Source organism: Leifsonia sp. McL0607, assembly GCF_049993355.1.
Taxonomy (GTDB): domain Bacteria; phylum Actinomycetota; class Actinomycetes; order Actinomycetales; family Microbacteriaceae; genus Leifsonia.
In genome coordinates this window covers 3,260,747-3,286,070 of sequence record NZ_CP188253.1, presented here as the reverse complement: position 1 = coordinate 3,286,070, position 25,324 = coordinate 3,260,747, and the positions used below count along the sequence as shown (strand labels likewise).

At 69.6% G+C, this 25,324-nt stretch carries 22 protein-coding genes and 2 tRNA genes; 20 read left to right on the top strand and 4 right to left on the bottom strand.

Features of this window, described 5'->3' with window-relative positions:
• Nucleotides 1–51 precede the first annotated feature (51 nt).
• The 14 genes from ACPPVW_RS15955 to ACPPVW_RS15890 all read left to right on the top strand — a co-directional run bounded on the left by ACPPVW_RS15955 (nt 52) and on the right by ACPPVW_RS15890 (nt 12,331).
• A complete protein-coding gene (locus tag ACPPVW_RS15955; RefSeq protein ID WP_426624052.1) occupies nt 52–1,683 on the top strand; it encodes an ABC transporter substrate-binding protein in 1,632 nt (543 codons plus the stop codon).
• A 78-nt stretch (nt 1,684–1,761) separates the two neighbouring features.
• A complete protein-coding gene (locus ACPPVW_RS15950; RefSeq protein ID WP_426624051.1) occupies nt 1,762–2,859 on the top strand; it encodes an ABC transporter permease in 1,098 nt (365 codons plus the stop codon).
• A 1-nt stretch (nt 2,860) separates the two neighbouring features.
• The gene (locus ACPPVW_RS15945) at nt 2,861–3,916 is read left to right on the top strand and encodes an ABC transporter permease (RefSeq protein ID WP_426624050.1); all 1,056 of its coding nucleotides are present in this window, start codon (nt 2,861–2,863) and stop codon (nt 3,914–3,916) included.
• Nucleotides 3,913–5,601, top strand: a complete 1,689-nt coding sequence (locus ACPPVW_RS15940) for a dipeptide ABC transporter ATP-binding protein (RefSeq protein WP_426624049.1) — start codon at nt 3,913–3,915, stop codon at nt 5,599–5,601. Before ACPPVW_RS15945 ends, ACPPVW_RS15940 begins: the two co-directional genes overlap by 4 nt.
• 76 nt (nt 5,602–5,677) lie before the next feature.
• Entirely contained in the window at nt 5,678–6,523 is an 846-nt protein-coding gene (locus ACPPVW_RS15935; protein WP_426624048.1) for an ATP-binding cassette domain-containing protein, read from the top strand.
• Nucleotides 6,524–6,563: 40 nt separating this feature from the next.
• Nucleotides 6,564–7,565: a D-isomer specific 2-hydroxyacid dehydrogenase family protein gene (locus tag ACPPVW_RS15930; RefSeq protein WP_426624047.1), complete on the top strand. Its 1,002-nt coding sequence runs from the start codon at nt 6,564–6,566 to the stop codon at nt 7,563–7,565.
• A 78-nt stretch (nt 7,566–7,643) separates the two neighbouring features.
• Nucleotides 7,644–7,716 (top strand) — tRNA-Asn (locus ACPPVW_RS15925).
• Between the two features lie 388 nt (nt 7,717–8,104).
• Nucleotides 8,105–8,308, top strand: a complete 204-nt coding sequence (locus ACPPVW_RS15920) for a hypothetical protein (protein WP_426624046.1) — start codon at nt 8,105–8,107, stop codon at nt 8,306–8,308.
• 95 nt (nt 8,309–8,403) lie between these two features.
• Nucleotides 8,404–8,697, top strand: a complete 294-nt coding sequence (locus ACPPVW_RS15915; protein WP_426624045.1) for a hypothetical protein — start codon at nt 8,404–8,406, stop codon at nt 8,695–8,697.
• Nucleotides 8,698–8,708: 11 nt separating this feature from the next.
• A complete protein-coding gene (locus ACPPVW_RS15910; protein WP_426624044.1) occupies nt 8,709–8,933 on the top strand; it encodes a hypothetical protein in 225 nt (74 codons plus the stop codon).
• A gap of 92 nt (nt 8,934–9,025) precedes the next feature.
• Entirely contained in the window at nt 9,026–10,237 is a 1,212-nt protein-coding gene (locus ACPPVW_RS15905; protein WP_426624043.1) for a histidine kinase, read from the top strand.
• Entirely contained in the window at nt 10,234–10,896 is a 663-nt protein-coding gene (locus ACPPVW_RS15900; protein WP_426624042.1) for a response regulator, read from the top strand. Before ACPPVW_RS15905 ends, ACPPVW_RS15900 begins: the two co-directional genes overlap by 4 nt.
• Nucleotides 10,897–11,044: 148 nt before the next feature.
• Nucleotides 11,045–11,353: an SHOCT domain-containing protein gene (locus ACPPVW_RS15895; protein ID WP_426624041.1), complete on the top strand. Its 309-nt coding sequence runs from the start codon at nt 11,045–11,047 to the stop codon at nt 11,351–11,353.
• A 102-nt stretch (nt 11,354–11,455) separates the two neighbouring features.
• A complete protein-coding gene (locus tag ACPPVW_RS15890) occupies nt 11,456–12,331 on the top strand; it encodes a sensor histidine kinase (protein ID WP_426624040.1) in 876 nt (291 codons plus the stop codon).
• Between the two features lie 36 nt (nt 12,332–12,367).
• Here ACPPVW_RS15890 and def read toward each other — a convergent pair whose 3' ends face one another.
• A complete protein-coding gene (gene def / locus ACPPVW_RS15885; RefSeq protein WP_426624039.1) occupies nt 12,368–12,934 on the bottom strand; it encodes a peptide deformylase in 567 nt (188 codons plus the stop codon).
• Nucleotides 12,935–12,974: 40 nt separating this feature from the next.
• Between def and ACPPVW_RS15880 the strand changes: the two genes are divergently transcribed.
• From ACPPVW_RS15880 to ACPPVW_RS15870, 3 genes are all read left to right on the top strand, one after another.
• Nucleotides 12,975–13,940: a DMT family transporter gene (locus ACPPVW_RS15880; protein WP_426624038.1), complete on the top strand. Its 966-nt coding sequence runs from the start codon at nt 12,975–12,977 to the stop codon at nt 13,938–13,940.
• Between the two features lie 89 nt (nt 13,941–14,029).
• On the top strand, nt 14,030–15,307 hold the full coding sequence (locus ACPPVW_RS15875) for a glycosyltransferase (RefSeq protein ID WP_426624037.1): 1,278 nt from the start codon (nt 14,030–14,032) through the stop codon (nt 15,305–15,307).
• Nucleotides 15,298–15,371: transfer RNA gene (locus tag ACPPVW_RS15870), tRNA-Ile, on the top strand. The genes ACPPVW_RS15875 and ACPPVW_RS15870 overlap by 10 nt, the downstream gene beginning before the upstream one ends.
• 109 nt (nt 15,372–15,480) lie before the next feature.
• On the opposite strand, the gene ACPPVW_RS15865 is transcribed toward ACPPVW_RS15870, so the two are convergent.
• Nucleotides 15,481–16,059, bottom strand: coding sequence for a hypothetical protein (locus ACPPVW_RS15865; protein ID WP_426624036.1), 579 nt, complete (start codon nt 16,057–16,059; stop codon nt 15,481–15,483).
• 130 nt (nt 16,060–16,189) lie between these two features.
• On the opposite strand from ACPPVW_RS15865, the gene fdhD reads away from it, so the two are divergent.
• The 3 genes from fdhD to ACPPVW_RS15850 all read left to right on the top strand — a co-directional run bounded on the left by fdhD (nt 16,190) and on the right by ACPPVW_RS15850 (nt 19,971).
• Nucleotides 16,190–17,056, top strand: coding sequence for a formate dehydrogenase accessory sulfurtransferase FdhD (gene fdhD / locus ACPPVW_RS15860; RefSeq protein WP_426624035.1), 867 nt, complete (start codon nt 16,190–16,192; stop codon nt 17,054–17,056).
• On the top strand, nt 17,053–19,398 hold the full coding sequence (locus tag ACPPVW_RS15855) for an FdhF/YdeP family oxidoreductase (protein ID WP_426624034.1): 2,346 nt from the start codon (nt 17,053–17,055) through the stop codon (nt 19,396–19,398). The genes fdhD and ACPPVW_RS15855 overlap by 4 nt, the downstream gene beginning before the upstream one ends.
• Before the next feature lie 75 nt (nt 19,399–19,473).
• On the top strand, nt 19,474–19,971 hold the full coding sequence (locus ACPPVW_RS15850; RefSeq protein ID WP_426624033.1) for a hypothetical protein: 498 nt from the start codon (nt 19,474–19,476) through the stop codon (nt 19,969–19,971).
• Between the two features lie 9 nt (nt 19,972–19,980).
• Here ACPPVW_RS15850 and ACPPVW_RS15845 read toward each other — a convergent pair whose 3' ends face one another.
• Nucleotides 19,981–21,312: a M1 family metallopeptidase gene (locus ACPPVW_RS15845; RefSeq protein ID WP_426624032.1), complete on the bottom strand. Its 1,332-nt coding sequence runs from the start codon at nt 21,310–21,312 to the stop codon at nt 19,981–19,983.
• On the bottom strand, nt 21,309–25,283 hold the full coding sequence (locus ACPPVW_RS15840) for a Pls/PosA family non-ribosomal peptide synthetase (RefSeq protein WP_426624031.1): 3,975 nt from the start codon (nt 25,281–25,283) through the stop codon (nt 21,309–21,311). The genes ACPPVW_RS15845 and ACPPVW_RS15840 overlap by 4 nt, the downstream gene beginning before the upstream one ends.
• Nucleotides 25,284–25,324: the final 41 nt, after the last annotated feature.

Below are 25,324 nucleotides of genomic sequence, written 5' to 3'. Positions count from 1 at the left end.
CGCATGCGTTCGGCCGTCTCAGTGACCCCACCAAGGAAGAGGTAATCGGATATGAGATCCGTTCACATCGGCGGACGGCGCCTGCTCGCCGTCTCAGCGGCCTTCGCGGCCGCGGCGCTGGTGCTCGCGGGCTGCTCGGGGAGCAACAACTCCAGCGGTTCCAGCGGCGGCACGTTGACCATCGGCACGACGGACAAGATCACGTCGATCGACCCGGCAGGGTCGTACGACAACGGCTCGTTCGCCGTGATGAATCAGGTCTACCCGTTCCTGATGAACTCGCCCTACGGCAGCCCGGATGTCAAGCCGGACATCGCCGAGAGCGCCACGTTCACGTCGCCGACCGACTACACCGTGAAGCTGAAGCCGAACCTGAAGTTCGCGAACGGTCACTCGCTGACCTCCGAGGACGTCAAGTTCACCTTCGACCGCCAGCTGAAGATCAACGACCCGAACGGCCCCGCGTCGCTCCTGGGCAACCTCGACAGCGTGAGCACCCCGGACAAGACCACCGCGGTCTTCAAGCTGAAGGTGCCGAACGACCAGACCTTCGCGCAGGTGCTCTCGAGCCCGGCCGGCCCGATCGTCGACCACCAGGTCTTCTCGGCCGACAAGGTCACCCCGGACAACACCATCGTCAAGGGTCACCCGTTCGCCGGTCAGTATGACATCACGAGCTACGACTTCAACAACCTCATCGCGTACAAGGCGAACCCGAACTACGACGGTCTGCTGGGCAAGCCGGCCACCGACAAGGTCAACGTCAAGTACTACGCGGAGTCGTCGAACCTCAAGCTCGACATCCAGAAGGGCGCCATCGACGTGGCGTTCCGCAGCCTGTCGGCGACCGACATCGACAGCCTCGGCTCCGACAAGAACGTCAAGGTCGTCAAGGGCCCGGGTGGTGAGCTCCGCTACATCGTGTGGAACTTCAACACCCAGCCGTACGGCGCCACCACTCCGGAGGCCGACGCCAAGAAGGCCCTCGCTGTGCGCCAGGCCGCTGCCGACCTCGTCGACCGCGCCACCATCGCCAAGCAGGTCTACAAGGACACCTACACCCCGGCTTACTCCTACGTCCCGCAGGGCCTGACCGGCGCCACCACGGTGCTCAAGGACCTCTACGGCGACGGCAACGGAGGCCCGAGCCTCGACAAGGCGAAGGCCGTTCTCCAGGCCGCGGGCGTGACCACGCCGATCGCGCTGAACCTGCAGTACAACCCGGACCACTACGGCCCGTCCTCCGGTGACGAGTACGCGCTCGTGAAGGAGCAGCTCGAGAACGGCGGCCTGTTCAAGGTCAACCTGCAGTCGACCGAGTGGGTGCAGTACTCCAAGGACCGCGTGAAGGACCTCTACCCGGCCTACCAGCTGGGCTGGTTCCCGGACTACTCCGACGCGGACAACTATCTGTCGCCGTTCTTCAGCAAGGACAACTTCCTCGCGAACCACTACGACAACCCCGAGGTTCAGCAGCTGATCACCCAGCAGCTGGGCACGACCGACCCGACCGAGCGCACCAAGCTCATCGAGGAAATCCAGGCGAAGGTGGGGGCGGACCTGTCCACTCTGCCGCTGCTGCAGGGCTCCCAGGTCGCCGTGGTGGGCAAGAACGTCTCGGGCACCGACAAGACGCTCGACCCGTCGTTCAAGTTCCGCTACGCGGCTCTCTCGAAGAGCTAGGCCGCACCTCACGGCCGAACGGGGGCGGCTCGCATCTGCGGGCCGCCCCCACCCACGAACCACCCACGATTGGCTTCCATGACAGCGACGGTCAGCGGCCAGGCGGCGCCCACAGCGTCTGGCCCCGAACGAACCAAGGCGCGTCGACGCTCGGGAGGCGGCCTCGGCCGCTACATCCTCATCCGCGCCCTCCTCATCATCCCGACGATCTTCATCCTCGTCACAGTCGTCTTCTTCCTGATGCGGTCCACCGGTGACCCCATCACGGCGGCGCTCGGCGGCAAGCTGCCTCCCGCGCAGCTGCAGCAGCGCATCCACGAGGCCGGGTACGACCGACCGCTGCTCGTGCAGTACTTCGAGTACCTCGGGCAGATCCTGCGCGGCGATTTCGGAACGACCTTCACCGACCACCAGCCGGTGACGCAGGTGCTGATCACGTACGGAGCGGCGACCCTCGAGCTGGCGTTCTACGCGCTCATCGTCGCGTTCATCGTCGGCATCCCGCTCGGTCTCCTCGCCGCGTACTTCCGCGATCGGTGGGGCGACGCCTCGTTGCGCATCTTCGCGATCCTCTGCTACGCCACCCCGGTGTTCTTCGTCGGTATGGTGCTCAAGCTCATCTTCTCGATCTGGCTGGACTGGCTCCCCGTCGCGGGCCGCGCCTCCACCAGCTCGGAGATCGAGATGCAGACGCTGCCCAACAAGACGGGCATCTACCTCATCGACGCGTTCCAGACCGGCGATCCGGCGGTCGTCGGCGACGTGCTGCTGCACGCCGTGCTGCCGGCCGTGACCCTGGGCCTGCTGACCGCCGGCATCTTCCTGCGGCTGGTGCGCACGAACGTGATCGGCACACTGTCCACCGACTACGTCGACGCCGCCCGCTCGCGCGGTGTGAGCGAGAGCCGCCTGGTACGTAAGCACGCGTACCGCCCGGCGCTCATCCCGATCATCACGGTCATGGGCCTCCAGATCGCCCTGCTCCTCGGAGGAGCGATCCTGACCGAGACGACCTTCGAGTGGAAGGGCCTCGGCTTCCAGCTGTCGCACTATCTGCAGGCGCGCGACTTCGTCGCCGTGCAGGGCATGGTCGTCCTCCTCGCCGTCATCGTCGCGGTCACGAACTTCATCGTCGACATCATCGCGGCGCTCATCGACCCGAGAGTGAGGTACTGACATGGCCTCGGGCAAGCGGTCCATCTGGAACAGACTTCCCGTCGTGCATCAGCTGCGCCAGTCCGTCGGACTGCAGCGCGGAATGCTCGTCGTGGGTCTCGCGCTCACCGGTCTCTTCATCCTGGTCGCGGTCTTCGCGCCCCTCATCGCGCCGTACGGCTTCTCACAGCTGAAGGACGCGCACGGCCAGTTCGGCTCGCAGCAGCCGCCGAGCCCGGCGCACATCTGGGGCACGACGGTCGGCGGCTACGACGTCTTCTCCCGCGTGATCTGGGGCACGCAGACCGCGATCCTGGTGATCGTCGTCGCGGTCATCCTGTCGATCTTCGCCGGCGTCGTGCTCGGTCTGGTCTCGGGATACTTCGGCGGCTGGATCGACCGGGTCCTCGTGGTGATCGCCGACGCGATCTACGCGTTCCCGTCGCTGCTGCTCGCAATCGTGATGGCGATCGTCATCTCGGGCGGACAGTCCAGCCTCTGGGGCGGCATCCTGGCGGCGGCGATCTCGATCACCGTGGTGTACATCCCGCAGTACTTCCGGGTCATCCGCTCGGAGGTCGTCCGGATCAAGGCGGAGGCCTACGTCGAGTCGGCCAAGGTCGTCGGAGCGAGCAACGGCCGGATCATGTTCCGCCACGTGCTGCGAAACTCGACCCGCACGCTCCCGCTGATCTTCACGCTGAATTCGTCGGACGCCATCCTGACGCTCGCCGCGCTGGGCTTCCTCGGCTTCGGCATCGAACCGACCGCAGCCGCGGAGTGGGGCTACGACCTCAACAAAGCGCTGTCGGACGTCACGAGCGGCATCTGGTGGACCTCCATCTACCCGGGTCTCGCGATCGTGCTGGTGGTGCTCGGCATCACCCTGGTCGGCGAGAGCCTCAACGACCTGGCCGACCCGCGCCTGCGCGGCCGTCGCCGCGCGGCCGTGGCGTCGGGCGAGGTCGCGGAGACGTCGGTGGTTCCCGGAGGACCCCTCGAGGCGGGTCCCGGCGGGATCGACGGCCTGGAAGGCGGAGAGTCGTTCGACGAGCACGGAATCGAGGTCAGACCATGAGTGACGTCGTCACCATCGACAACCTGTCGGTGACCTTCGCCACCGACGCCGGCGCCGTGAAGGCGGTCGACGATGTGAGCCTCCGGGTCGCACCGGGCGAGGTGCTCGCGATCGTCGGAGAGTCCGGATCGGGCAAGACGGTCACCGCGAAGACCATCCTCGGCCTGCTGCCGGAGACCGCGACCGCCTCGGGAGCCGTGGTGCTGCGCAGCAAAGACGGCAGCACCGAGGCCGACATCGTGACGCTGAGCAAGCGTGAACTCCGCGAGGTCCGCGGCACCGACGTGGCGATGGTCTTCCAGGAGCCGTCCACGGCGCTGAACCCGGTGTACCAGGTCGGGTGGCAGATCGCCGAGGGCCTGCGCGCGCACGCGAAGCTCACGAAGAAGCAGGCGCAGGAGAAGGCGGTCGACATCCTCCGGCGGGTCGGCATCCCCGAACCGGAGAAGCGGGTCAAGTACTACCCGCACCAGTTCTCGGGAGGCCAGAAGCAGCGCATCGTCATCGCCATGGCGCTGGTGTTGAACCCGGGCCTGATCGTCGCCGACGAGCCGACGACCGCGCTGGACGTGACCGTGCAGGCCGAGATCCTCGACCTGCTGCGGCGGTGCCGCGACGAGTTCGGCGCGGCCATCGTGCTGATCACGCACAACATGGGCGTGGTCGCCGACCTCGCCGACCGGGTCGCGGTCATGTACCAGGGCAAGGTCGTCGAGGAGGCCGACGCGCGCACGCTGTTCGCCGCGCCGAAGGCCGAGTACACTCGCAAGCTGCTGGCGTCGGTCCCGCGGATCGGGCAGGGCGCCATCGCCACCCAGGACCGCGCGATCGCGCGGGCCGAGCGCCCGCAGGAGGCTCCCGTGGTCGCCGCGCGCGACCTGCGGATCCAGTACCCCGGCCGCCTCGGCCGCCCCGGCTTCGTCGCCGTCGACGGCGTGAGCTTCGACATCCGGCCGGGCGAAGTGCTCGGCCTGGTGGGCGAGTCCGGCTCGGGCAAGACGACGATCGGTCGCGCCATCGCCGGCCTCGGCAAGGTCACCGACGGCTCGCTGAAGGTGCTCGGGATCGAGATGAACGGCGTCCGGGAGCGGCAGTTCCGCAAGGTGCGCAGCGACATCGGCTTCGTGTTCCAGGACCCGGCGTCGAGCTTCAACCCACTGCTGACGATCGCCGACTGCGTCGCGGAGCCGCTGGTCGTGCACGGCAGGGCGTCGTCACCCTCGGCGGCGCGAGCACGAGTCGATGAGCTGCTGGAGGCCGTGCAGCTGCCGCGCAGCTACGGCGACCGGTTCCCGCACGAGCTGTCGGGCGGCCAGCGCCAGCGGGCGAGTCTCGCGCGTGCGCTCGCGCTCGAGCCGTCGCTGCTGATCGCCGACGAGCCGACTTCCGCGCTGGATGTGTCGGTGCAGGCGCGCGTGCTCGAGCTCTTCTCGGACCTGCAGCGGGAGTTCGGCTTCGCCGCGCTGTTCATCAGCCACGACTTGGCCGTCGTCGACCTCCTCGCGGATAGGATCGCGGTGCTCCACCGCGGCCGGCTCGTGGAGGAGGGCACGGGAGCCGAGGTGCTCGGGAACCCGAAGGAGACCTACACGCAGCGGCTGCTCGCGTCCCTCCCTGTACCGGATCCGATCCAACAGGCCGCCCGGCGGGAGGCGTTGCGAGCCTTGGACGCCGAGAGCGCTTAAAGGCTCCGGGGGCGGATGGCGACGATGCGGTGTGCTGGCCGGCCGATCGGCTGCCGGACCCTCTAGGCTCGAATCTGTGAGTCCCGAACCCGCGATCGTCGTCAGCGACCTGTCCGTCGAGTACCCCGCGCGCGGGGCGAGCCCGTCGTGCGTCGCCCTCAGCGGGGTGAGCTTCCGGCTGGAGGCCGGTCAGTCGATCGGCGTGCTGGGCGAGACGGGTTCGGGCAAGAGCACGCTGGCGTCGGTGCTCGCCGGGCGGGGGCTTCCCCTCCGTTCCGGCGAGCCCGGGCCGCGGATCAGCGGAGGCGACGCGACCGTCCTCGGACATTCGCTGCGGCACGCGCGCAAGCGCGATCTGGCCGAGGTGACCTTCCACGTCGGCTACCTCCCGCAAGAGGCCTCCGCAACGCTGGAACCGACGCTGTCGGTACAGGACAACATCTCGCTGCCGATCTTCGAGCGGGACAACCACTACAACCGTCGGGCGGCGGGGGAGCGGGCGGCCCTGATGCTCGACACGGTCCACCTGCCGCTGAGCGTGCTCAGCAAGTACCCCTACGAGTTGAGCGCGGGGCAACGGCAGCGCGTCGCGCTGGCGAAGGCGCTGGTGCTCGGGCCCCAGGTGCTGGTGGTCGACGAGCCGACCGCGGGCATCGACGCCACCGTGCGCGACGCCGTCATCGCCCTCCTGGCCCAGCTGCGTGCGCACGCGGGCTTCACCGCGGTGATCGTGAGCCACGACCTCGCGGTGCTGCGTCGCGCGACCGACGTCTCGATCGTGCTGCAGAGTGGACGCCCCGTCGGCTTCGGGCCGATCGAGGAGGTGCTCGCCGATCCGACCCATCCGTTCGTCCGCGGGCTGGCGGACGCGCTCAAGCCGCCGCAGCGCCGCACGGAGCGCCGTCCGCAGCGCGCGCGCTGACCTCCACCCACCCCCGACCGACCGCATCAGGAGGACCGCTATGGCCGACCGCATCCCTCAGCACCGCGCGGTGCTCGCCCCGGGCGACACCCCGCTCGCTCCGGAGGACCGACCGGAGCCCGGCCCCGTCGCCGTGCTGCCGACCGCGGAGCCGTCGTTCGTCGCCGCGGTGGAGGCGGCCGGGGGGACGGTCGAGCCGCTCTCCGATCGCACGCGCGGGGTGGTGTGGCTCTCCAACAAGGACGCGGCGGCGTTCCCGCCGATCCTGGAGGCGCATCCCGGGATCGGCTGGGTGCAGCTGCCGTTCGCCGGCGTCGACGCGTTCTCCGGCATCATCGCGTCGGAGGCGCGCCCCGGGCTGGTGTGGACGAGCGCGAAGGGTGCGTACGCGCAGCCGGTCGCCGAGCACGCACTCGTGCTGACGCTCGCGTTGATGCGGGTGATCCCGAAGCGCGTGCGTGCGAGGTCCTGGTCGACCGTCGAGGAGGGCCGTTCGCTCTACGGGCGGGAGGTCGTGATCGTCGGCGCGGGCGGGATCGCACTCGAGCTGATGGTGCTGCTGGCGCCGTTCGGCGTGCGGGTGACGATCGTCCGGCGCTCCTCCGATCCGGTCGCGGGCGCCGAACGCACGGTAACGACCGACCGGCTGTCGGACGTCCTCCCCGACGCCGACGTGGTCGTGATCGCGGCGGCCCTGACCGGAGGCACTCGTCACCTGTTCTCGGACGACGAGTTCGCCGCGATGAAGTCGACCGCCTACCTGGTGAACATCGCGCGCGGCGGCCTGGTCGACACCGACGCCCTGCTGCGCGCACTGCGCAGCGGGGCGATCGCCGGAGCGGGCATCGACGTCACCGATCCGGAGCCCCTTCCGGACGGGCATCCGCTCTGGGACGAGGAGGCCTGCCTGATCACACCGCATCAGGCGGACACGTCCGAGATGGTCGCCCCGCTGCTCGCCGAGCGTATCGGCGCGAACGTCCGCGCGTTCCTCGGCACGGGCGATTTCGTCGGCCAGGTCGACCCCGCGGCGGGCTACTGAGGGCGACGCGCGCGGGACGCCGAGCCGATTTCTCTCGATGGTCGAAGTCTTGCTAGAGTAGCTTCGCTGATCAAGCATTCCTCGATAGCTCAATTGGCAGAGCAGCCGGCTGTTAACCGGCAGGTTCTTGGTTCGAGTCCAAGTCGGGGAGCATCTGAGGCCCGGGCGCGAAAGCGTCCGGGCCTTTTTGTTGCCCGGGATGTGTTGGACGCGAGCCCGCGGCAGAGATGAGCCGGCCGACGCGGCGCGACAGCCGACGACCTGTCGCGGGCCCGCATCGACTGGTGGTCGGCAACTCCGGAGGATCGCGGCGTGAGCCGCGTGTCGGGGGCGGAACCCCGGAGACCGCGCCGCATCGTGCCGTGTTCTCCGGAGTTGCGGACCGCCGCGCGTGTTCGTAAGTCCGGACATTCGGGCGGGATGCGGGCGGTTTTCCGGAGTTACGGATGGTGTGGCGGCGTGTCGCGGCGGCAATCCGGAGTTACGCCAGGCGGCCGATGCGACATCTCCGTCCACGTGAACCTGAGTATCATTCGGCCATGAGTGACAGGAAGCCGACTGGCGGCGAGCCCGTAGAGGCTGACGGACCGCTGCAGGACTACGAGAACGACGACGACGAGGTTCGCGAATCGCTCGAGCGCGAGGCCGGCCTGACCAACTTCGGCGGCCCGGCGTTCGGAACGCTGTTCAGACGACAGGGCGGCGACGACGGCGAGATCTTCGACGCGCAGCACAATCCGTGAGATCCGCACTGCCGCGTTAGCGATCCCCAGGAGATGGTGTCTTCTCCGGTAGCACGCTCTGCAAACGTCAGGGCGGTCGACTACCGGAGGTCGCGATGCCGTCTGTCGAAGTGGAATCGGACATCGACCTGCTCGCTGAGCTGGTCGGACTGGACGATTTTCAATGCTGCGATGCGAACCATCCTCGTGGCATCTCCTTTCACGATCCCTCGGCCCCGGCCGAATTCCTGATCGTCAGTCCCTGCTGCGGCGATCGCGGCCTGCTCTGTCGACGGCGAGCGGCGTATCTGCGGAACGTCGCGGCCACGATCCACTGCATGCGGTGCGACCGGCGCTGGCCTCCCGAGCGCTATCGGTTCATCCCGCTCCCCGGGGCCGGACCGCTGTGAGCCGGGCCGCTGTGACGCCCGCGCCCGGCCGGCGCGTCGACTACTCGGGCATGACCACCCGGCGGTGGCTGTGGCCCGCCTTCGACCTGGGCGTCGCCGTCCTCGACGCTGCCGCCCGGCTCGTGCGCTGGCACCTGGCCAACCGGGAGGCTCGCGCCGGCCACCACACCGGCCACACCGTCTGCCGCCACGGCCGTGCCGTCGTCCTCGATCAGCGTGACGGCCTCTCTCCGTGAGGGCCGAGGGCAGGCTGGGTACTCCCGGGGGAGTAGCCGACAGACTCCCGCGGGGGCACGGCGCCAGCGCATGCGCTGATTAGCATTGTGGAATGCCCTGGAACCCGCCCGTCGCCTCCCGCCCGCACGGGCCGGGCGACGGTCAGGGTACCGGTTGGGGCGGGCGTCGTCGGCCGGCCGGGGCGATCTGGTTCCCGGTGGTGTTGTCGGTGCTGGTGCAGTTGCCCGGTGTCTTCATCGCCGCGCATTTCGGCGCAGGCGACCCGTGGACGCTCGCCGCGGTGCTCATCGCCCTGGCCTCGTCGTTCCTGCTGCTCGCCGGGCGCGCTCACCCCGGGGCCGTCGTCGTCGCCACGGCGGCACTCTGCATCCCGGCGATCGCCCTGACGACCGGGCCGCCGCTCGCGGCCGTTCCGTTGGCTTTCGCCGTCGTCGGCGCGGTGGTGCGCTCGGCGCGTGTCTGGGCCTGGTGGACGGTGGCGGGCATCGCCGTCGTCGGGCCGCTCGGCGCCTATGTACTGGTCGGCCGCCCGGAGGCGGTCATCCGCCCGCTCATCATCGCGCTCGTCCTGACGCTGCTCGTCGGCGTCGGCGAGGCCATCCGGGGTCGCCGCGAGCGTTACCGCGAGGTGTCGCGGCAGGTCGCGGCGCGCCGTGAGGCGGCGGCGGAGGCCGAGCGCCTCCGCATCGCGCGCGAGCTGCACGACGTGCTCGCCCACTCTCTCTCGCAGATCAGCGTGCAGGCCGGAGTCGGCCTGCACCTGTTCGACAGCCGCCCGGAGAAGGCGCGCGAGAGCTTGGAGGCGATCAAGTCGGTGAGCAGCCAAGCGCTCGAAGAGGTGCGCGGCGTGCTCGGCTTCCTGCGCACCGAGGGCTATCCGGCCGCACGCGCGCCGGAGCCCGACCTGGCGCGCGTCCCCGTGCTGGTCGACACCTATCGGCGGGCGGGTCTCGACGTGCGGTACGACGATCGCCTCACCTCGGTGCCATCGGCCGCGACCCAGCTCGCGCTCTATCGGATCGTGCAGGAGTCGCTCACCAACATCGGCCGGCACGCCCAGGCCTCCACGGTGTCGATCGCACTGCACGAGGTCGGTGACGACTACGTGCTCACCGTCGCCGACGACGGCCGCGGCATTCCGGGCGCCGCCAGCGCTCGAACACCGGTCGACGAAGGCAAGGGGATGATCGGGATGCGCGAGCGCGCCGAACTGCTCGGCGGACGGCTCTCCACACGCGAGACCGAGGGCGGCGGGCTCACGGTGGAGGCGCGGATCCCGCACCTGCGAACGGAGCACGCATGATCCGCGTGCTGCTCGCCGACGACCAGCACCTGGTCCGGGCGGGTTTCCGTGCGCTGCTGGAGGCCGAGGACGACCTGGAGGTCGTCGGAGAGGCTGCCACCGGCCGCGAGGCGGTCGACCTCGCCCGGCGCACCAGGCCCGACGTCGTGCTGATGGACATCCGGATGCCGGACGGCGACGGACTGTGGGCGACAGGCGAGCTCGCGTCGGACCCGGAGCTGTCGGGGACGCGCATCGTGATGGTCACGACGTTCGAGCTCGACGAGTACGTCGCGCAGGCGATCGTGTCCGGCGCGAGCGGCTTCCTCGTCAAGGACACCGAGCCGGTCGAGCTGCTGCGTGCGGTGCGTGTCGTCGCGGCCGGGGACGCGCTGCTGTCGCCGGGTGCCACCCGTCGGCTCATCGAACGGGTCGCGGGCGGCCTCCGACCGGCACCCGACCCGGAGGCGCTGCGCGACCTCACCGACCGCGAGCGCGAGGTGCTGGCTCTCGTCGGCCACGGCCTCACCAACGCCGAGATCGGCGAACGGCTGTTCCTCAGCCCGCTGACCGCGAAGACGCACGTCTCCCGGATCATGACGAAGCTGGCGGCGCGGGACCGCGTGCACCTCGCGGTGGTGGCCTACGAGACCGGGCTGGTGCAGCCCGGTCGTCAGTGACGCCAGCGGCGGCCTCCCTACCCGGTGCCCTTGCTCCCCGGGGAGTAGCGCAGGTGTCTCCCGGCGACGGATTCGCGGAACGCTCGATCCGGCGAGGCTGAGAGTGGTTCCGCGAAGGCCGCGGACAGCTCACCGATTGGAATGCACCATGTTCAGTACGCTCGCCGCCGCCGCACCCTGCGCCGTCGTCGCCTGGGGAGGCGGCCCCTGGTTCGGCTGGTGGTGGTTCCTGATCCCGCTGTTCTGGATCGGGATCTTCTTCCTGATCTTCGGTCTCGCCGGTCGCCGCTGGCGCCGTGCCGCGGTCACGCGCGGAGGCTACGGCTGGGGACCGCAGTCCGGCACCCGCCCGGCCGAGCAGACGCTCGCCGAGCGGTACGCGAACGGCGACATCGACGAGAGGGAGTACCGCGCCCGGCTGGAGGTGCTGCGCGCCAACCGCGGCGACAGCGCCTGACCGCCCGCTCCGTCTGACCGGCCGTCAGACGGAGCGGTCGCGGCGCCGCGCGGCCCGGATATGATCGTCCGGGCCGCGCTCGTCGGTCTCGGAAGGACATGCATGACCCCGCTCGCGATCGCCCTCGCCGCCGTGTTCCTCGCGGTAGCCGTCGCGTTCGCGGCGCTCTGGTTCGTGGAGCGCGGCCGCCGCCGGCGCCTTCAGGAGGCGCGCGAGGAACGCGAGTGGGACCGGATCGACCGTGAGCTCGAAGTCGCCGAGCAGGCCGGTCGCTTCCGGATCATCGGCGAACTGGGCGATGTCGCCGTCGCATCGGTGTCCCGAGTGGTGTCGCAGGCGGAAGGGATGCGGTACGCGGCGGGCTCCGACCTGGAGGCCGCGACGCGTTCGGCTGCAGCGCTCGAGACGTCCGCGCGCGACGCCCTCGCCGATCTGCGCCGGCTGCAGAACGCCGCGGCGGACGGCGTGCGCGATTCCGCGCCGGCGCCCAGCCTCCATTCGGCAGCCGACCTGTTCCGGGTGATGCGGGAGGCGGGACTGGAGGTGACGTCGACCGAGACGGGGGAGCGTTACGATCTGCGCCAGGGCGCGGAGCTCGTGGTGTTCCGGATCCTGCAGACGAGCCTCGGCAACGCCCTCGATCACGGTGGCCCCGGCACCCGCGCGACCGTCGGGTTCGCCTGGACCGCCGACGGCCTCCACGTCACCGTCGAGGACGACGGGATCCGTGCTGCGGCCCGCCGGGCGGGGCTCGATCGCGACGGTGTGGACAAGGCGACCGCCTACAGCCCCGAAGACGACCTGCGCGCCGTCACCGAGTTCGTGGAAGGCCCCGATCTCAACGCGCTGCGCGATCGGGTCGCATTGTACGGCGGCGTGTTGAACGCGCGGAGCGTGCCGGGTGTCGGCTTCTCGCTGTCGGTGGTGTTCCCCGCGCTCCGCCATCACAACGGCGTGCACGGCGTGCCGCTGCGCTGACCTCGGACGGCCGGAGCGGGCCGACCTCCGTCCTCGTCAATCCTCCAGATGGTCGCGGCCGGGCAGCCAGCTGAGACCGGGGACGCCCCACGAGTTCTTGCGCTGCACCTTGAGCGCCTGCTTGCCGTACGGGTGGCCGAGGCGGTCGACGTAGAGCACGCCGTCGAGGTGGTCGTACTCGTGCTGGAAGATCCGGGCCAGCCAGCCGTCGGCGCGCACGGTGAACGCCGTGCCCTCCAGGTCGACCGCCTCGAGGATCACCTGCGCCGCCCGGCGCAGCGGGAACCGCTCACCCGGGAGCGACAGGCAGCCCTCCGACTCGGAGTCTTCGTCGGGCTCGCCGACCTCCAGCGGGCTGAGCCAGAGAACCGGGTTGACCGCCACCCCGCGGTGCTCCACGTCGTCGTCGCCCGTCCAGCCGTAGACGAACAGCCGCAGCGGCACACCGACCTGCGGACCGGCGAGTCCGACGCCCGGCGCCTCGTCCATCGTCTCGAACATGTCATCGACGAGGGTGCGCAGCTCGTCGTCGAACTCCGTCACCTCTGAAGCGCGGGTGTGCAGGACGGGGTCTCCAGTGATCCGGATCGGAAGGGCGGCCATTCGGCAAGACTATCGGGATCATGTTCGGTAGGGTCGTGGGGTGGGTACCGAACTGATGGATGCGCTCAACCTGGCCTATCAGCCCAGTCAGCTCCTGGGCATCCCGGTCGCACTCGTCGGAGCTGTGTTCCTGTCGATCGGCGCGCAGCTGCAGCATCACGGCGTCGTGAAGGTCGGAGCGCAGACCCAGGAAGCGAAGGCCGGACTGAATGTCCGCCAGCTCGGTCTGCTGCTCGCGCGGCCCTCCTGGGTCATCGGCACGCTGCTGCTCGGCCTGGCGGTCGTGTTCCAGCTCGTCAGTCTCAAACTGTCGCCGATCATCCTGGTGCAGCCGCTCGGCGTGGTCGGGCTGGTGATCACGAGCGTGCTCAACGCGCGGGTGAGCGGCGTCAAGCTCAACCGGCAGTCGGTGATCGCGGTCAGCCTGTGCGTGAGCGGCGTGGGGGCGTTCGTGGTGATCGCGGCCATCTTCGCCCGTTCCGAACCGGTGACGACACAGGCGCTCGTCGTCATCCTGATCATCCTCGCCGTCGTGCTCATCATCTTCGGGCTCGCGTTCTGGTTGCTGCGCCACCGGTTCAAGGCGATCATGTACATCGTCGGCGCGGGGGTGCTCTACGGTTTCGTCGCGACACTGGCCAAGGTGGTCATCGACCGCATCTCCAACCAGGAGTGGGACTGGCTGCTCGTACTGTGCATCATCGCGCTGCTCGCAGCCGCGGTGCTCGGGGCCGTGTTCGTGCAGAACGCCTACTCGTCCGGCCCGCCGGACCTCGTCATCGCCGGCCTCACCGTGATCGACCCGCTGGTCGCGGTGACCATCGGCATCGTGGTCCTGAACGAGGCAGCCGGCGCGCCGTGGTGGGTGATGGCGGGCTTCGCCATCACCGGAGCGGTGGCGATTCTCGGGGTCTTCCAGCTCGCCAAGCACCACCCCCAGTCGCAGGTCGAGTCGCCACTCACCGAGCAGCTTGCGGACTCCGTCCCGGAATCCGGCCTAGACTGAGGCGATGACTCGCCGGTTCGACCCGTCCGGCGCACTCAGCCCGCCGCCGGAGCGAACATCCCGGCCAACGACCGTGAGGGACTCACCACGTGCCTGATACGAGCGGAACGCACAACTTCCCGCCCGCCCCGGCCCAGCACAGGCCGATGACCATCCTCATGGGCTGCGACACGTTCCCGCCCGACGTGAACGGAGCGGCCCGGTTCGCCGAGCGACTCGCCGCCGGCCTCGTCGCGCGCGGCCACGACATGCACATCGTCGCGCCCGCCGCCAGCCGCAGCCACGGAACGTGGATCGAGGAGCACGAGGGCCAGAAGATGACGGCCCACCGCCTGCGCAGCTGGCGGTGGTACCCGCACGACTGGCTGCGGTTCGCATTGCCGTGGATGAGCAAGGCGAACGCGCGACGTGTGCTCGACGAAGTGCAGCCCGACGTGGTGCACTTCCAGTCGCACATCGTCATCGGACGAGGTCTCGCCTACGAGGCCCAGAAGCGGGGCATCCGCATCGTCGCGACCAACCACGTGATGCCGGACAACATCATCGAGTTCACGCGGCTGCCGAAGTTCCTGCATCACACCTTCGTCTCGCTGGCGTGGAAGGACGCCCGCAAGAGCTTCGACCGCGCCCATGCGATCACGACCCCGACCCGCCGAGCAGCCGAGTTCCTGGAGAAGGCCACCGGCCTCCGCGGTGTGCACGCGATCTCCTGCGGCATCGACGCCCATAACTACACGCCCGACTTCACACCGCGCACCGGCAACCGCATACTGTTCGTCGGGCGGGTCACTGGCGAGAAGCAGATCGATGTGCTGCTGGGCGCCATCAAGCTGCTGCCGCGGGCGCTGGACGCGCGTCTCGAGATCGTGGGCGGCGGCGACCAGTTCAAGAACCTCCAGACCCTGGCCGAGACCCTCGGCATCGCCGACCGGGTCTCGTTCCTCGGGTATGTGACCGACAAGGAGCTCCGTCAGGCCTACACCCGCGCGACCGTGTTCGCGATGCCGTCGAGCGCCGAGCTGCAGTCGATCGCGACGATGGAGGCGATGGCTTCCGCTCTCCCGATCGTCGCGGCCGACGCCATGGCGCTGCCGCACCTGGTGCACGACGGCGAGAACGGGCACCTGTTCCGCCCGGGCGACGCACACGATCTCGCGAACAAACTCGAGAGGGTGCTCACCCTCCCGCAGGACGAGTTCGACGTGCTCAAGAACGCGTCGCTGCACATCGTCGCGACGCACGACATCCAGACGACGATCAGCACCTTCGAAAGCCTGTATCGTGGAGAGCCGGTGGCCGACCCGGCGACGGAGGCGGCCCCCAGCGTGCCCACCCCGGTGATCAGGGGAAAGCGCATGGGGCGATAGCTCAGCCGGTTAGAGCAGCGGACTCATAATCCGTCGGTCGCGGGTTCAAGCCCCGCTCGCCCTACGAGTAGACATTGGGAAACAGGCCCACCCCCAGAAACGAGGCCCATCTCGTTGGTATGCGGACGAGTGCGCCAACCTGATCGACGGATCATCGCGCGGCCGGGCGGCTCTCAGAGCGGCAGGTGAGCTCCGAGAGCGAGGTTGTAGACGGTCGCGATCATCAGGTACATCAGCCACAGTCCTGTGACGATGTGAAACAACCCGAGTGCTCGCTCGCCGAGCCGCACCCCGATCGACGCGAAGAAGTCCGCCAGGTAGATCAGCGCCAATCCGATGAAGAGCAGCCCGACAGGCCAGTCGGAGGCCGTGAAGAAGACGCAGACGCCGAGCACCGAGATGATGAAGTACGCGACGGCCATTCCGGCGTTCGGACGCGGGTCATGCTGCCTGAAGCGGTTGAAGCCGATCGCGAACCAGTGGATGCCGTACGCCGTGAAGGCGAGAGCCGCCATGTACAGCGGCGGTTCCTTGAAGACCTGGAACCAGGTCAGACCGACGAAGAGGACGATGCCGGTGACGAACTGGCAGAACCCGGGGAGCCAGATGCCCCAGATGCCGGTCGCGGCGTCGACGAGGCCGTCGCGTTTCGGCCAGCCGAACAGCTCCTGGGGGCCGTAGATGAGGTAGCCGGTGCCGAGGCCGAAGAATCCGAGAGCCAGGGGAACGAAGGGCGATACTGCAAACGTCATGATGCTCGCCTCCACACAACTATTGCGATAGCGCAACGAATTGTATGCCGGTGTCTGCGCGCTCTCAAGGGTGGCTCTGGACGCGGCGCTCGCGCTTGATCACCGGGAGATCCGGTGTTAGACCAGACGTGTGGGAAGGATCACGGCGCGCCGTCGAGTCGCCCGCCTCACGGTGGGAGAGCGCACCTCTGTGCGCGAAGATGTCGTGGCGGTCGAGGAGCCTCTGGAGATCCGTGTGGGAGGTCGCTCGCTTGCGATCACCATGCGCACGCCCGGCCATGATGTCGAGCTCGCGCTCGGCTTCCTCGTGTCGGAGGGTGTGATCAGCTCCGCCGATCACGTGCTGTCGGCTCGCTATTGCGCCGGAGCCACCGCCGAGGAAGGCAACACCTACAATATCCTGGACATCGCGCTCGCTCCGGGCGTGGTTCCGCCCGACCCCGGACTTGCGCGCCAGTTCTACACCACGAGCTCGTGCGGCCTCTGCGGCAAGGCGAGCATCGATGCGGTGCGGACCCGGTCGGCGTTCGAGTTGCGTGATGGCCCTCCTCTGACGATCGATGCCCGCCTGCTGGCGACGTTCCCTGACACGCTGCGGGCGGGTCAGGAGGTCTTCGACAAGACCGGTGGCCTCCATGCGGCGGGACTCTTCGACGGCACGACTGGGGAGCTCCTGGTCCTCCGGGAGGACGTCGGCCGTCACAACGCCGTCGACAAGGTGGTCGGCTGGGCACTGGGCGCGGGCCGGCTGCCAGCGCGCGGGCTGGTGCTGATGGTGTCGGGCCGGGCGAGCTTCGAGCTCGTCCAGAAGGCGTCGATGGCGGGAATCCCCATGCTGGCCGCGGTCTCGGCGCCGTCGTCGCTCGCCGTGGAGCTCGCGACCGAGACCGGGATGATCCTCGTCGGCTTCCTGCGCGGCCCCTCGATGGTGGTCTACGCGGGCCACGATCGGGTCGAGAACTCGATAGACGAGATCGAGAAGGTGGGAGTGGCATGACCAAGAAGCCACCCGAAGGAGACGTCACAGCCGATGACCTCCATGTGAGCAAGCCGAAGGACTGGGCGGCCGGAGTGCCAGGGATCGAGCAGGCGATGGTGCCGTCCTTCCGCGACACCGGCGTCCGGCGCGGCATGAAGGGCCTGCTGGCGATGAACCAGAAGGACGGCTTCGACTGCATGAGTTGTGCCTGGGAGGACCCGCCGGAGCGCAAGACGTTCGAGTTCTGCGAGAACGGCGCCAAGGCGCTGAACTGGGAGGCGACGCCGCTGGTGGTGCCGCGCGAGTTCTGGGCCGAGCACTCGATAGACGACCTGCTGGAGAAGACCGACTACTGGCTGGGCCAGCAGGGACGGCTCACCGAGCCGGTCTACAAGCCGGTCGGAGCCGACCACTACGCGCCGATCAGCTGGGACCGGGCGTTCGAGATCCTCGGCGAGGAGCTGAACGCCCTCGACTCGCCCGACCGGGCGGCCTTCTACACGAGCGGCCGCACCGCGAACGAGACGGCGTTCGTGTACCAGCTCTTCGCGCGCGCCTTCGGCACCAACAACCTCCCCGACTGCTCCAACATGTGCCACGAGTCGACGGGAGCGGCGATGGGGGAGACCGTCGGGGTCGGCAAATCCACCGTGCGCTACCAGGACTTCGAGAAGGCCGACCTGATCATCGTCATGGGGCAGAACCCGGGCACGAACCACCCGCGCATGCTCACCGCCCTGGAGGACGCCAAGCGCAACGGCGCCACCATCGTCGCGGTCAACCCGATGCCGGAGGCCGGCCTCATCCGCTACAAGAACCCGCAGAAGGTACGTGGTCTCATCGGTCACGGAACGCCGCTCGCCGATCAGTACCTGCTCATCAAGATGGCCGGCGACATGGCGCTGCTGCAGGCGCTGTCGAAGCGCGTCCTCGACGCGGAGGCCGCACGCCCGGGTACCGTGCTGGACCACGAGTTCCTCGGTAACCACTGCGAGGGGCTGGAGGCGTTCAAGGAGCACCTCGCCGGCCTCGACGAGGACCGGGTGCTGCAGGCGACCGGTCTCCGGTCAGAGGAGATCGACGAGCTCGCCGAGCGGTACCTGTCGTCCGAGCGCGTGATCATCACCTGGGCCATGGGGCTGACCCAGCACGAATGGGCCGTGCCGACGATCAAGGAGATCATCAACCTGCTCCTGCTGCGCGGCAACATGGGCAGGCCGGGCGCGGGCGCCTCACCGATCCGCGGTCACAGCAACGTGCAGGGCGACCGTACGATGGGCATCTGGGAGAAGATGCCACCGAAGTTCCTGGATGCCATCCAGAGGGAGTTCGGCTTCGACCCGCCGCGGGAGGACGGCGTCGACGCTGTGGCGGCCATCCGCGCGATGCGCGAGGGGACGATCACGGTCTTCGTGGGCCTCGGCGGGAACCTCGTCAAGGCGATGTCCGACACGCCGGTCGCCGAGGCGGCCATGCAGAAGACCCACCTCAGCGTCCAGATCTCCACCAAGCTCAACCGCTCTCACGCGGTTGTGGGGGAGTCCGCGATGATCCTGCCGGTGCTGGGGCGCAGCGAGATCGATATGCAGCGCTCCGGAGAGCAGTTCGTGACGGTGGAAGACACCGTCGCCGCCATCCACGCCTCCAAGGGCAGCCTGAGCCCCGTCTCGCCGAACCTGCTGTCGGAGGTGTCGGTCGTCACCCGCCTCGCCCGGTCGGTGCTCGGCTCGAAGGTGCCGGTGGACTGGGGGCATTTCGAGCGCGACTACGACAGCATCCGCGAACGGATCGGCCACATCGTTCCCGGCTGCGACAACTTCAACGCGAAAGTGCGCGCGCCGGGCGGGTTCGATCTCCCTCACGGACCACGGGACTCGCGGACCTTCCCGACAGCGACCGGCAAGGCGATGATCACCGTGAACGAGCTGAAGACCATCGACGTGCCGCCCGGCCGCCTGCTGCTTCAGACGCTGCGCTCGCACGACCAGTTCAACACCACCATCTACAGCAACAACGACCGCTATCGCGGCGTGAAGAACGGGCGGCACGTGATCTTCGCCAATGCGGCGGACCTGGCGGAGCTCGGGATCGCGGACGGTTCGTATGTGGACATCCACAGCGAGTGGACAGACGGCGTCGATCGCGTCGCACCTCGGTTCCGGGTGATCGAGTATCCCGTCGCCCGCGGCTGCGTCGCCACCTACTACCCCGAGGGCAATGTGCTGGTGCCGCTGGACCACACGGCGAAGGTCAGCAACACCCCGGTCTCGAAGTCGATCGTCGTGCGGCTCGAGCCGGTGCCGGCCGATGTCAGGCCGGCGCCGACGACCCCAGAGTCGGCCAGAGTCCCAGCGGGCTGAGCGAGCAGGCTGCACCGAACGGAGTTCGGCGCAACGGGGTGACGGACACGGAAGTCGGGGGTACCTTTTCCGGGCATGAACACTACCGGATGGATCGTGCTGATCATCGTCATCGTCGTGATCGTGGTGGGGATCATCATCGTCGCCGCGACCGTCGGACGACGTCGCAAGCTGGAGGCCGATCGCCGCAAGGCGACCGAGCTGCGGGAGGACGCCGCCCGCGCCGATCTCGCGGTCCGCGAGCGCGAGGCGAAGTCGGCCCGTGCAGCGGCCGACGCCAAGCAGGCGGAGGTGGAGGCCGAACGGCTGCGCCGCGAGGCGGACGAACGCGATCAGGCAGCCGCAGCGGCGCGCGCCGAGCAGGAGCAGAAGTTGAGCCGCGCCGACGCCGTGGACCCCGACGTGCGAACGGACCGTAAGGGCAACCGGGTGGAGGACGATGTGACCGTCGACGACACCCGCACCTCCGATTCGTCGCCGCGCGGGGACGCGGGACCTGCGCACTCGGCGCCGCGCATCGACGGGATCACCGGCCAGGAGCGCCGCCCGGAGGATCGCCGCCCTGGGCGCTGACCGCCCCTCTCAGGCGCTGAGCGACGGCAGCCGTGTCTGACGGAGCCAGGCGTCGAAGAACTCGTCGAGCGGCTCGTCCGAGTACCCCGCAGCGAAGGCCTCGAAGTCGCCGGAGGAGGCCGTGCCGAAACGGCGTGCGGCCGACCAGCCGCGCAACAGCTCGAAGAAGGTGTCGTCGCCCAGCCGACGGCGCAGCGCGTGCAGCAGGCAGGCTCCGCGCTTGTACACGCGGTCATCGAACATGCGGTCGACACCCGGATCGGCGAGCACGAGGTCTTTGTGCTTGAGACGCAGTCCCGCGTGATGGGTGCGTGCGAGCGTGTTCGCCGACGGGCCGCCCGAGAACTCCGACCAGACCCATTCGGCGTAGCAGGCGAAGCCCTCGTTGAGCCAGATGTCGGTCCACGAGGCGACGCCGACACTGTTGCCGAACCACTGGTGCGCCAGCTCGTGCGCGATCAGGCGCTCGGAGCCTCCGTGACCATCGACGTGGGTGGAGCCGAATGTCGCCATGCCCTGCGACTCCAGCGGGATCTCCAGCGGATCCTCGGTGACGACGACGGTGTATGAGGGGAACGGGTACGGCCCGAAGCGCTCCTGGAAGCACTCGATCATCCGGCCGACCGGTGCGAGGTCCGCCAGCACCCGGCGAGCGAGCGCGGGCGGGTAGGCGATCACCCACTCGACCCCGTCGCTGCGCCGCGGCTCCAGGACGTAGCGGCCGATATGAACAGCAGCGAGATAGGTGGCGGTCGGCTCCGTACGCTCGAACGTCCAGGTGCCGCGGCCTCCGCTCACGGTGTGCTCGACGAGCTCACCCGTCGCGAGCACCGTGTACGGCAGCTCCGTGGTGAGCGTGATGCGGTAGGAGGCCTTGTCGGACGGCCGGTCGTTGCACGGGAACCAGGTCGGCGCCCCCGACGGCTGCGAGGCGACGATGACGCCGTCGCTGAGCTCCTCCCAGCCCAGCGTGCCCCAGCGCGTGCGGCGCGGCTCCGGCGAGCCATCGTAGACGATCTCGACCGTGAATTCACTCCCGGACGCGATCGGCTTGGCCGGCTTCACCCGCACATGCGTGGGGGACTGCGTGAACCGGGTGCGCTTGTCGCCGTCGAGCCGGACCCGCTTGGCCCGCAGATGCACCAGGTCGAGCCAGATCGCCGAGAGCGGGATGTTGGCGCGACCGCGGATCACGGCCGTGGCGTCCAGCCGATTGGTCGCGACCTTATAGACCAGGTCGAGGTCGTACGAGAGCACGGAGAACTCGTCGGTGCCGGAGCGCGGCAGATACGCGTGGGCCGCGGTGGTGGCAGCGTCAGTGCTGGTCGGAGCCGAGGTCATCGCACCGCACGGTACTCGCGTACCGTCACCTCACGCCACGGCCCGATCGGGTTGCCGCTCCACCGGCTGCGGTCGGGAACGGTCTCGCCGCGCATCACCAGGGAGGCGGGACCCACGGTCGCGTCGGAGCCGATCGCGGCGGCGGGGAGGATGACGCTGTGCGGACCCAACGTGCCGCCGCGCTCGATGATCACCTCGTCCATGCTCATGATTCGATCATGGAACAAGTGCGTCTGCACGACACAGCCGCGGTTCACCGTGGAGGCGTCGCCCAGTTCGACCAGGTCGGCCTCCGGAAGCCAGTAGCTGTCGATCCAGACGCCGCTGCCGATGCGGGCGCCGAGGCTGCGCAACCACCACACGAGCGCGGGAGTGCCGGCGGCCGACCACGCGAACCACGGCGCGGCCACCATCTCGGTGAACGTGTCGGAGACTTCGCTGCGCCAGATGAACGACGACCAGAGCGGATGCTCGCCGGGCTTCAGCCTCCCGAGCAGCACCCATTTGGCGGCGGTGCTCACGGCCGCGGCCACCACGCCGGCGGCCAGGAGCACGGGGCCGCTCAGCACGATCGCCCACACGGTCCCGAGGCTCTCGGAGAGCGCCGCCAGGGTCAGGAAGACCGCCAGGCCGATCGCGCACGTGACGAACACCGGCACGACGCGCAGCAGCTCCCAGGCCGCGCGGGCGACACGGAGGATGGCCGGCGGCGCGAACGTGCGGGAGCGGTCGGCGTCCTGGGCGCGCCTGCGCAGCTTGACCGGAGGCGAGCCGAGCCACGATGAACCGGCCTTCGCCTTGCGCGGCGCCGCCGACAGCACGGCGACCAGGCCGTCGCGCGGGACGCGGTTGCCGCCACCGGCCATGCCGGAGTTGCCGAGGAAGGCGCGGGCGCCGATCTCGGCCTCCGCCACTCGCACGTACCCGCCGCCGAGCTCATACGAGGCCACCAGCGTGTCGTCGGCGAGGAACGCGCCGTTGCGGATCTTCGCCATCGCAGGAAGCAGCAGCACAGTGGAGGCCTCGACGTCGTGACCGACGCGCGCGCCGAGCATCCGCAGCCAGATCGGCGTGAACAGACTCGAGTAGATCGGGAACAGCACCGTGCGCGCCATGTCGAGCAGGCGCTCGGTCGACCAGACCTGCCAGCCGACCCGGCTGCGCACCGGGTACACGCCCTCGTGGAGGTCGAGTCCGAGCAGTCGGACCAGGACCACGACGAGTCCGGCCAGCGCGACGCCTGCGGCGAGAGTGGCCGGCACGACGGCCGCGAGCGCTCCTGGCACCGCTTCGGGCAGGGAGGTCGCGCCGCGGGTGAACGCCGCCACGACCAGTCCGCCGACAGCAAGCGAGACCGCCGGCGCGAGCGAGACGACGAGCGATGCCGCGGCGTAGGCGGCGACCCACCTGGTGCGCCGCGGGGGCCGCTCGGCCGGCCACCATTCGCGTGCCTTGCCCACCGCGACGGCGGGGGAGCCGGCCCAGTTCTGCCCGGCCGGAACCCGGCCGAACACCGCGGAGCCGGGCGCGACCGTCGCATCGCGACCGATCTTGGCGCCGGGCATCAGTGAGCTGCGCGCGCCCACCGAGCTGCCCGCGCCGATCCGGATCTCGCCGATGCGAACCACGTCGCCGTCGATCCAGTAGCCGGCCAGGTCGACCTCCGGTTCGACAGAGGCGCCCGCGCCGAGCCGCAGCATGCCGGTCACCGGGGGCAACGTGTGCAGGTCGACCCCGCGGTCGACGGTCGCCCCGAGCGCGCGGGCGTAGTAGCTGATCCACGGTGCGCCCGCCAGGCTGGCGGCACCGATCTGGTGGGCGACCTGTTCGGCGAGCCACAGCCGCAGGTGCACGCTGCCGCCGCGCGGGTAGTCGCCGGCTGTGACGCCCCGGAGCAGGAGGCGCGCAGCGACGACGGCGATCGCCATGCGGCCCCACGGCGTGATGAACACCAGCAGCCCGACGATCAGCCAGACCAGATTCACCTTCGGCAGGAACACCCAACCGTCGAACGTGCGGAGCACCGCCGCCGTGGTCAGCAGATAAAGCAGCCAGCGGATCCCGTTGAGGATGAACAGCGGCACCCCGAGCACGCTCTGCAGCACCTGCATCCGCCGAGGAGTCGGCGGCACGACGTGGGTGGAGGCGGCGGACGCCGACGGCGAGCTCTCGGCGAGCGCGGCGGCGAGCGATCCGAAGCGGGGGTGGGCGTAGATGTCGGCGACGGTGACGTCCGGGTGACGCCTGCGCACCAGGGACACCAGCTGGGCCGCCGCGAGCGACCCTCCGCCGAGGTCGAAGAAGTTGTCGTCGAGCCCGCTCACCGGTAGGCCGAGGACGCTGCGCCAGTCGACGGCGAGCGCTTCGGAGATCGGGTCGAGGTCGGGGGCGTCGTCGTCGGAGTCCTCGAGCGGCCAGGGCAGTGCGGCCCTGTCGACTTTGCCGGAGGTCCGCACCGGGAGGTCCTCGATGACGGCCAGCAGCGGCACCAGAGCGGCCGGCAACACGGCGCGCAGTTCCTCCACGGCGGCGCGGCGGTCGAAGAGCGAGCGCTCCGGCACAGCGAGGTAGCCGACCAGCACATCGTTGCCCGCGGCGCTGCGGCGCACGGCCGCAGCCGCGCCGGAGACGCCGGGCAACTGCTGGAGGGCGGCCTCCACCTCGCCGAGTTCGATGCGGCGACCGCCGACCTTCACCTGGTCGTCGGCTCGGCCGAGATAGATGAGCCCCGCCGGGTCGAAGCGCACGAGATCGCCGCTGCGATAGGCGCGCTCCCAACCGAGCGAGGGGAGCGGCGCGTACTTCTCGGCGTCCTTCGCCGGATCGAGGTAGCGGGCGAGGCCGACGCCTCCGATGATGAGCTCGCCGCTGTCCCCGTCGGCGACGGGAGCGCCGTCGGTGCCCACCACGGCCAGATCACAGCCGTCGAGCGGGAGGCCGATGCGCACGGGCTCGCCCGCCGTGAGGAGGCTCCCGCACGCGACGACCGTCGCCTCGGTGGGTCCGTAGGTGTTCCAGACCTCCCTGCCCTCCACCGCGAGCCGGTTGACCAGTTCGGGCGGGCAGACCTCCCCGCCGAAGATGAGCAACCGGACGGTGTCGAGCGCGTCCGTCGGCCAGAGCGCGGCGAGCGTGGGAACCGTCGACACCACGGTGATCCTGCGCGCGGCGAGCCAGGGGCCGAGGTCCATGCCGGTGCGCACGAGCGAGCGAGGCGCAGGCACCAGGCACGCACCGTGAGCCCAGGCCAGCCACATCTCCTCGCACGAGGCGTCGAAGGCGACCGAAAGCCCTGCCAGGACCCGATCGCCCGGACCGATGGGCTCGTCCTGCACGAACAGCCGCGACTCCGCGTCCACGAAGGCGGCAGCCGACCGGTGTCGCACGGCGACACCCTTGGGGGTGCCCGTCGAACCGGAGGTGAAGATGATCCAGGCGTCGTCCGCCGGCGTCGGCGGCTCGAGCAGCGGGAGGCCGGGGGTGCTCGGGTGCGGTTCGCCGCCCTGCGCGGCCCGCGCGGCGACGGGAGCCATGTCAGCGACCACCGCATCGACCGGCACCGCGTCGAAAGCGGCGGTGGCGACGTAGCCGTCGTCCGTGATGACGCCCCGCACGTCGGCTTCGCCGAAGACCAGGTCGGCGCGCTCCTGCGGGTCGTCGGCGTCGACGGGCACGTAGGCTGCGCCCGCCGCCAGCACTCCGAGGATCGCGAGGTAAAGTTCGCGGCTGCCCGAGGTCATCCGCACCCCGACCCGATCACCCCGGCGCACACCGGCCTCGTGCAACCGCGCAGCGGTCGTGACGACGCGCGCCACGAGCTCCCGGTAGCTGAGCGCGCCTCTGCCGTCCTCGATCGCCGAGCCCTGAGGGTTCTGTGCGGCCTGCTCACGGAGGATGTCGACCAGGGTTCGCGGCGCGGGGGCCGCGGCCAGGGCGGACAGGATCGCCGACCGCGCGGAGGTGTCTGTCACGGTCGCAACCGTAGGAGCGGCCGGTTACCGGCCGGTGAACA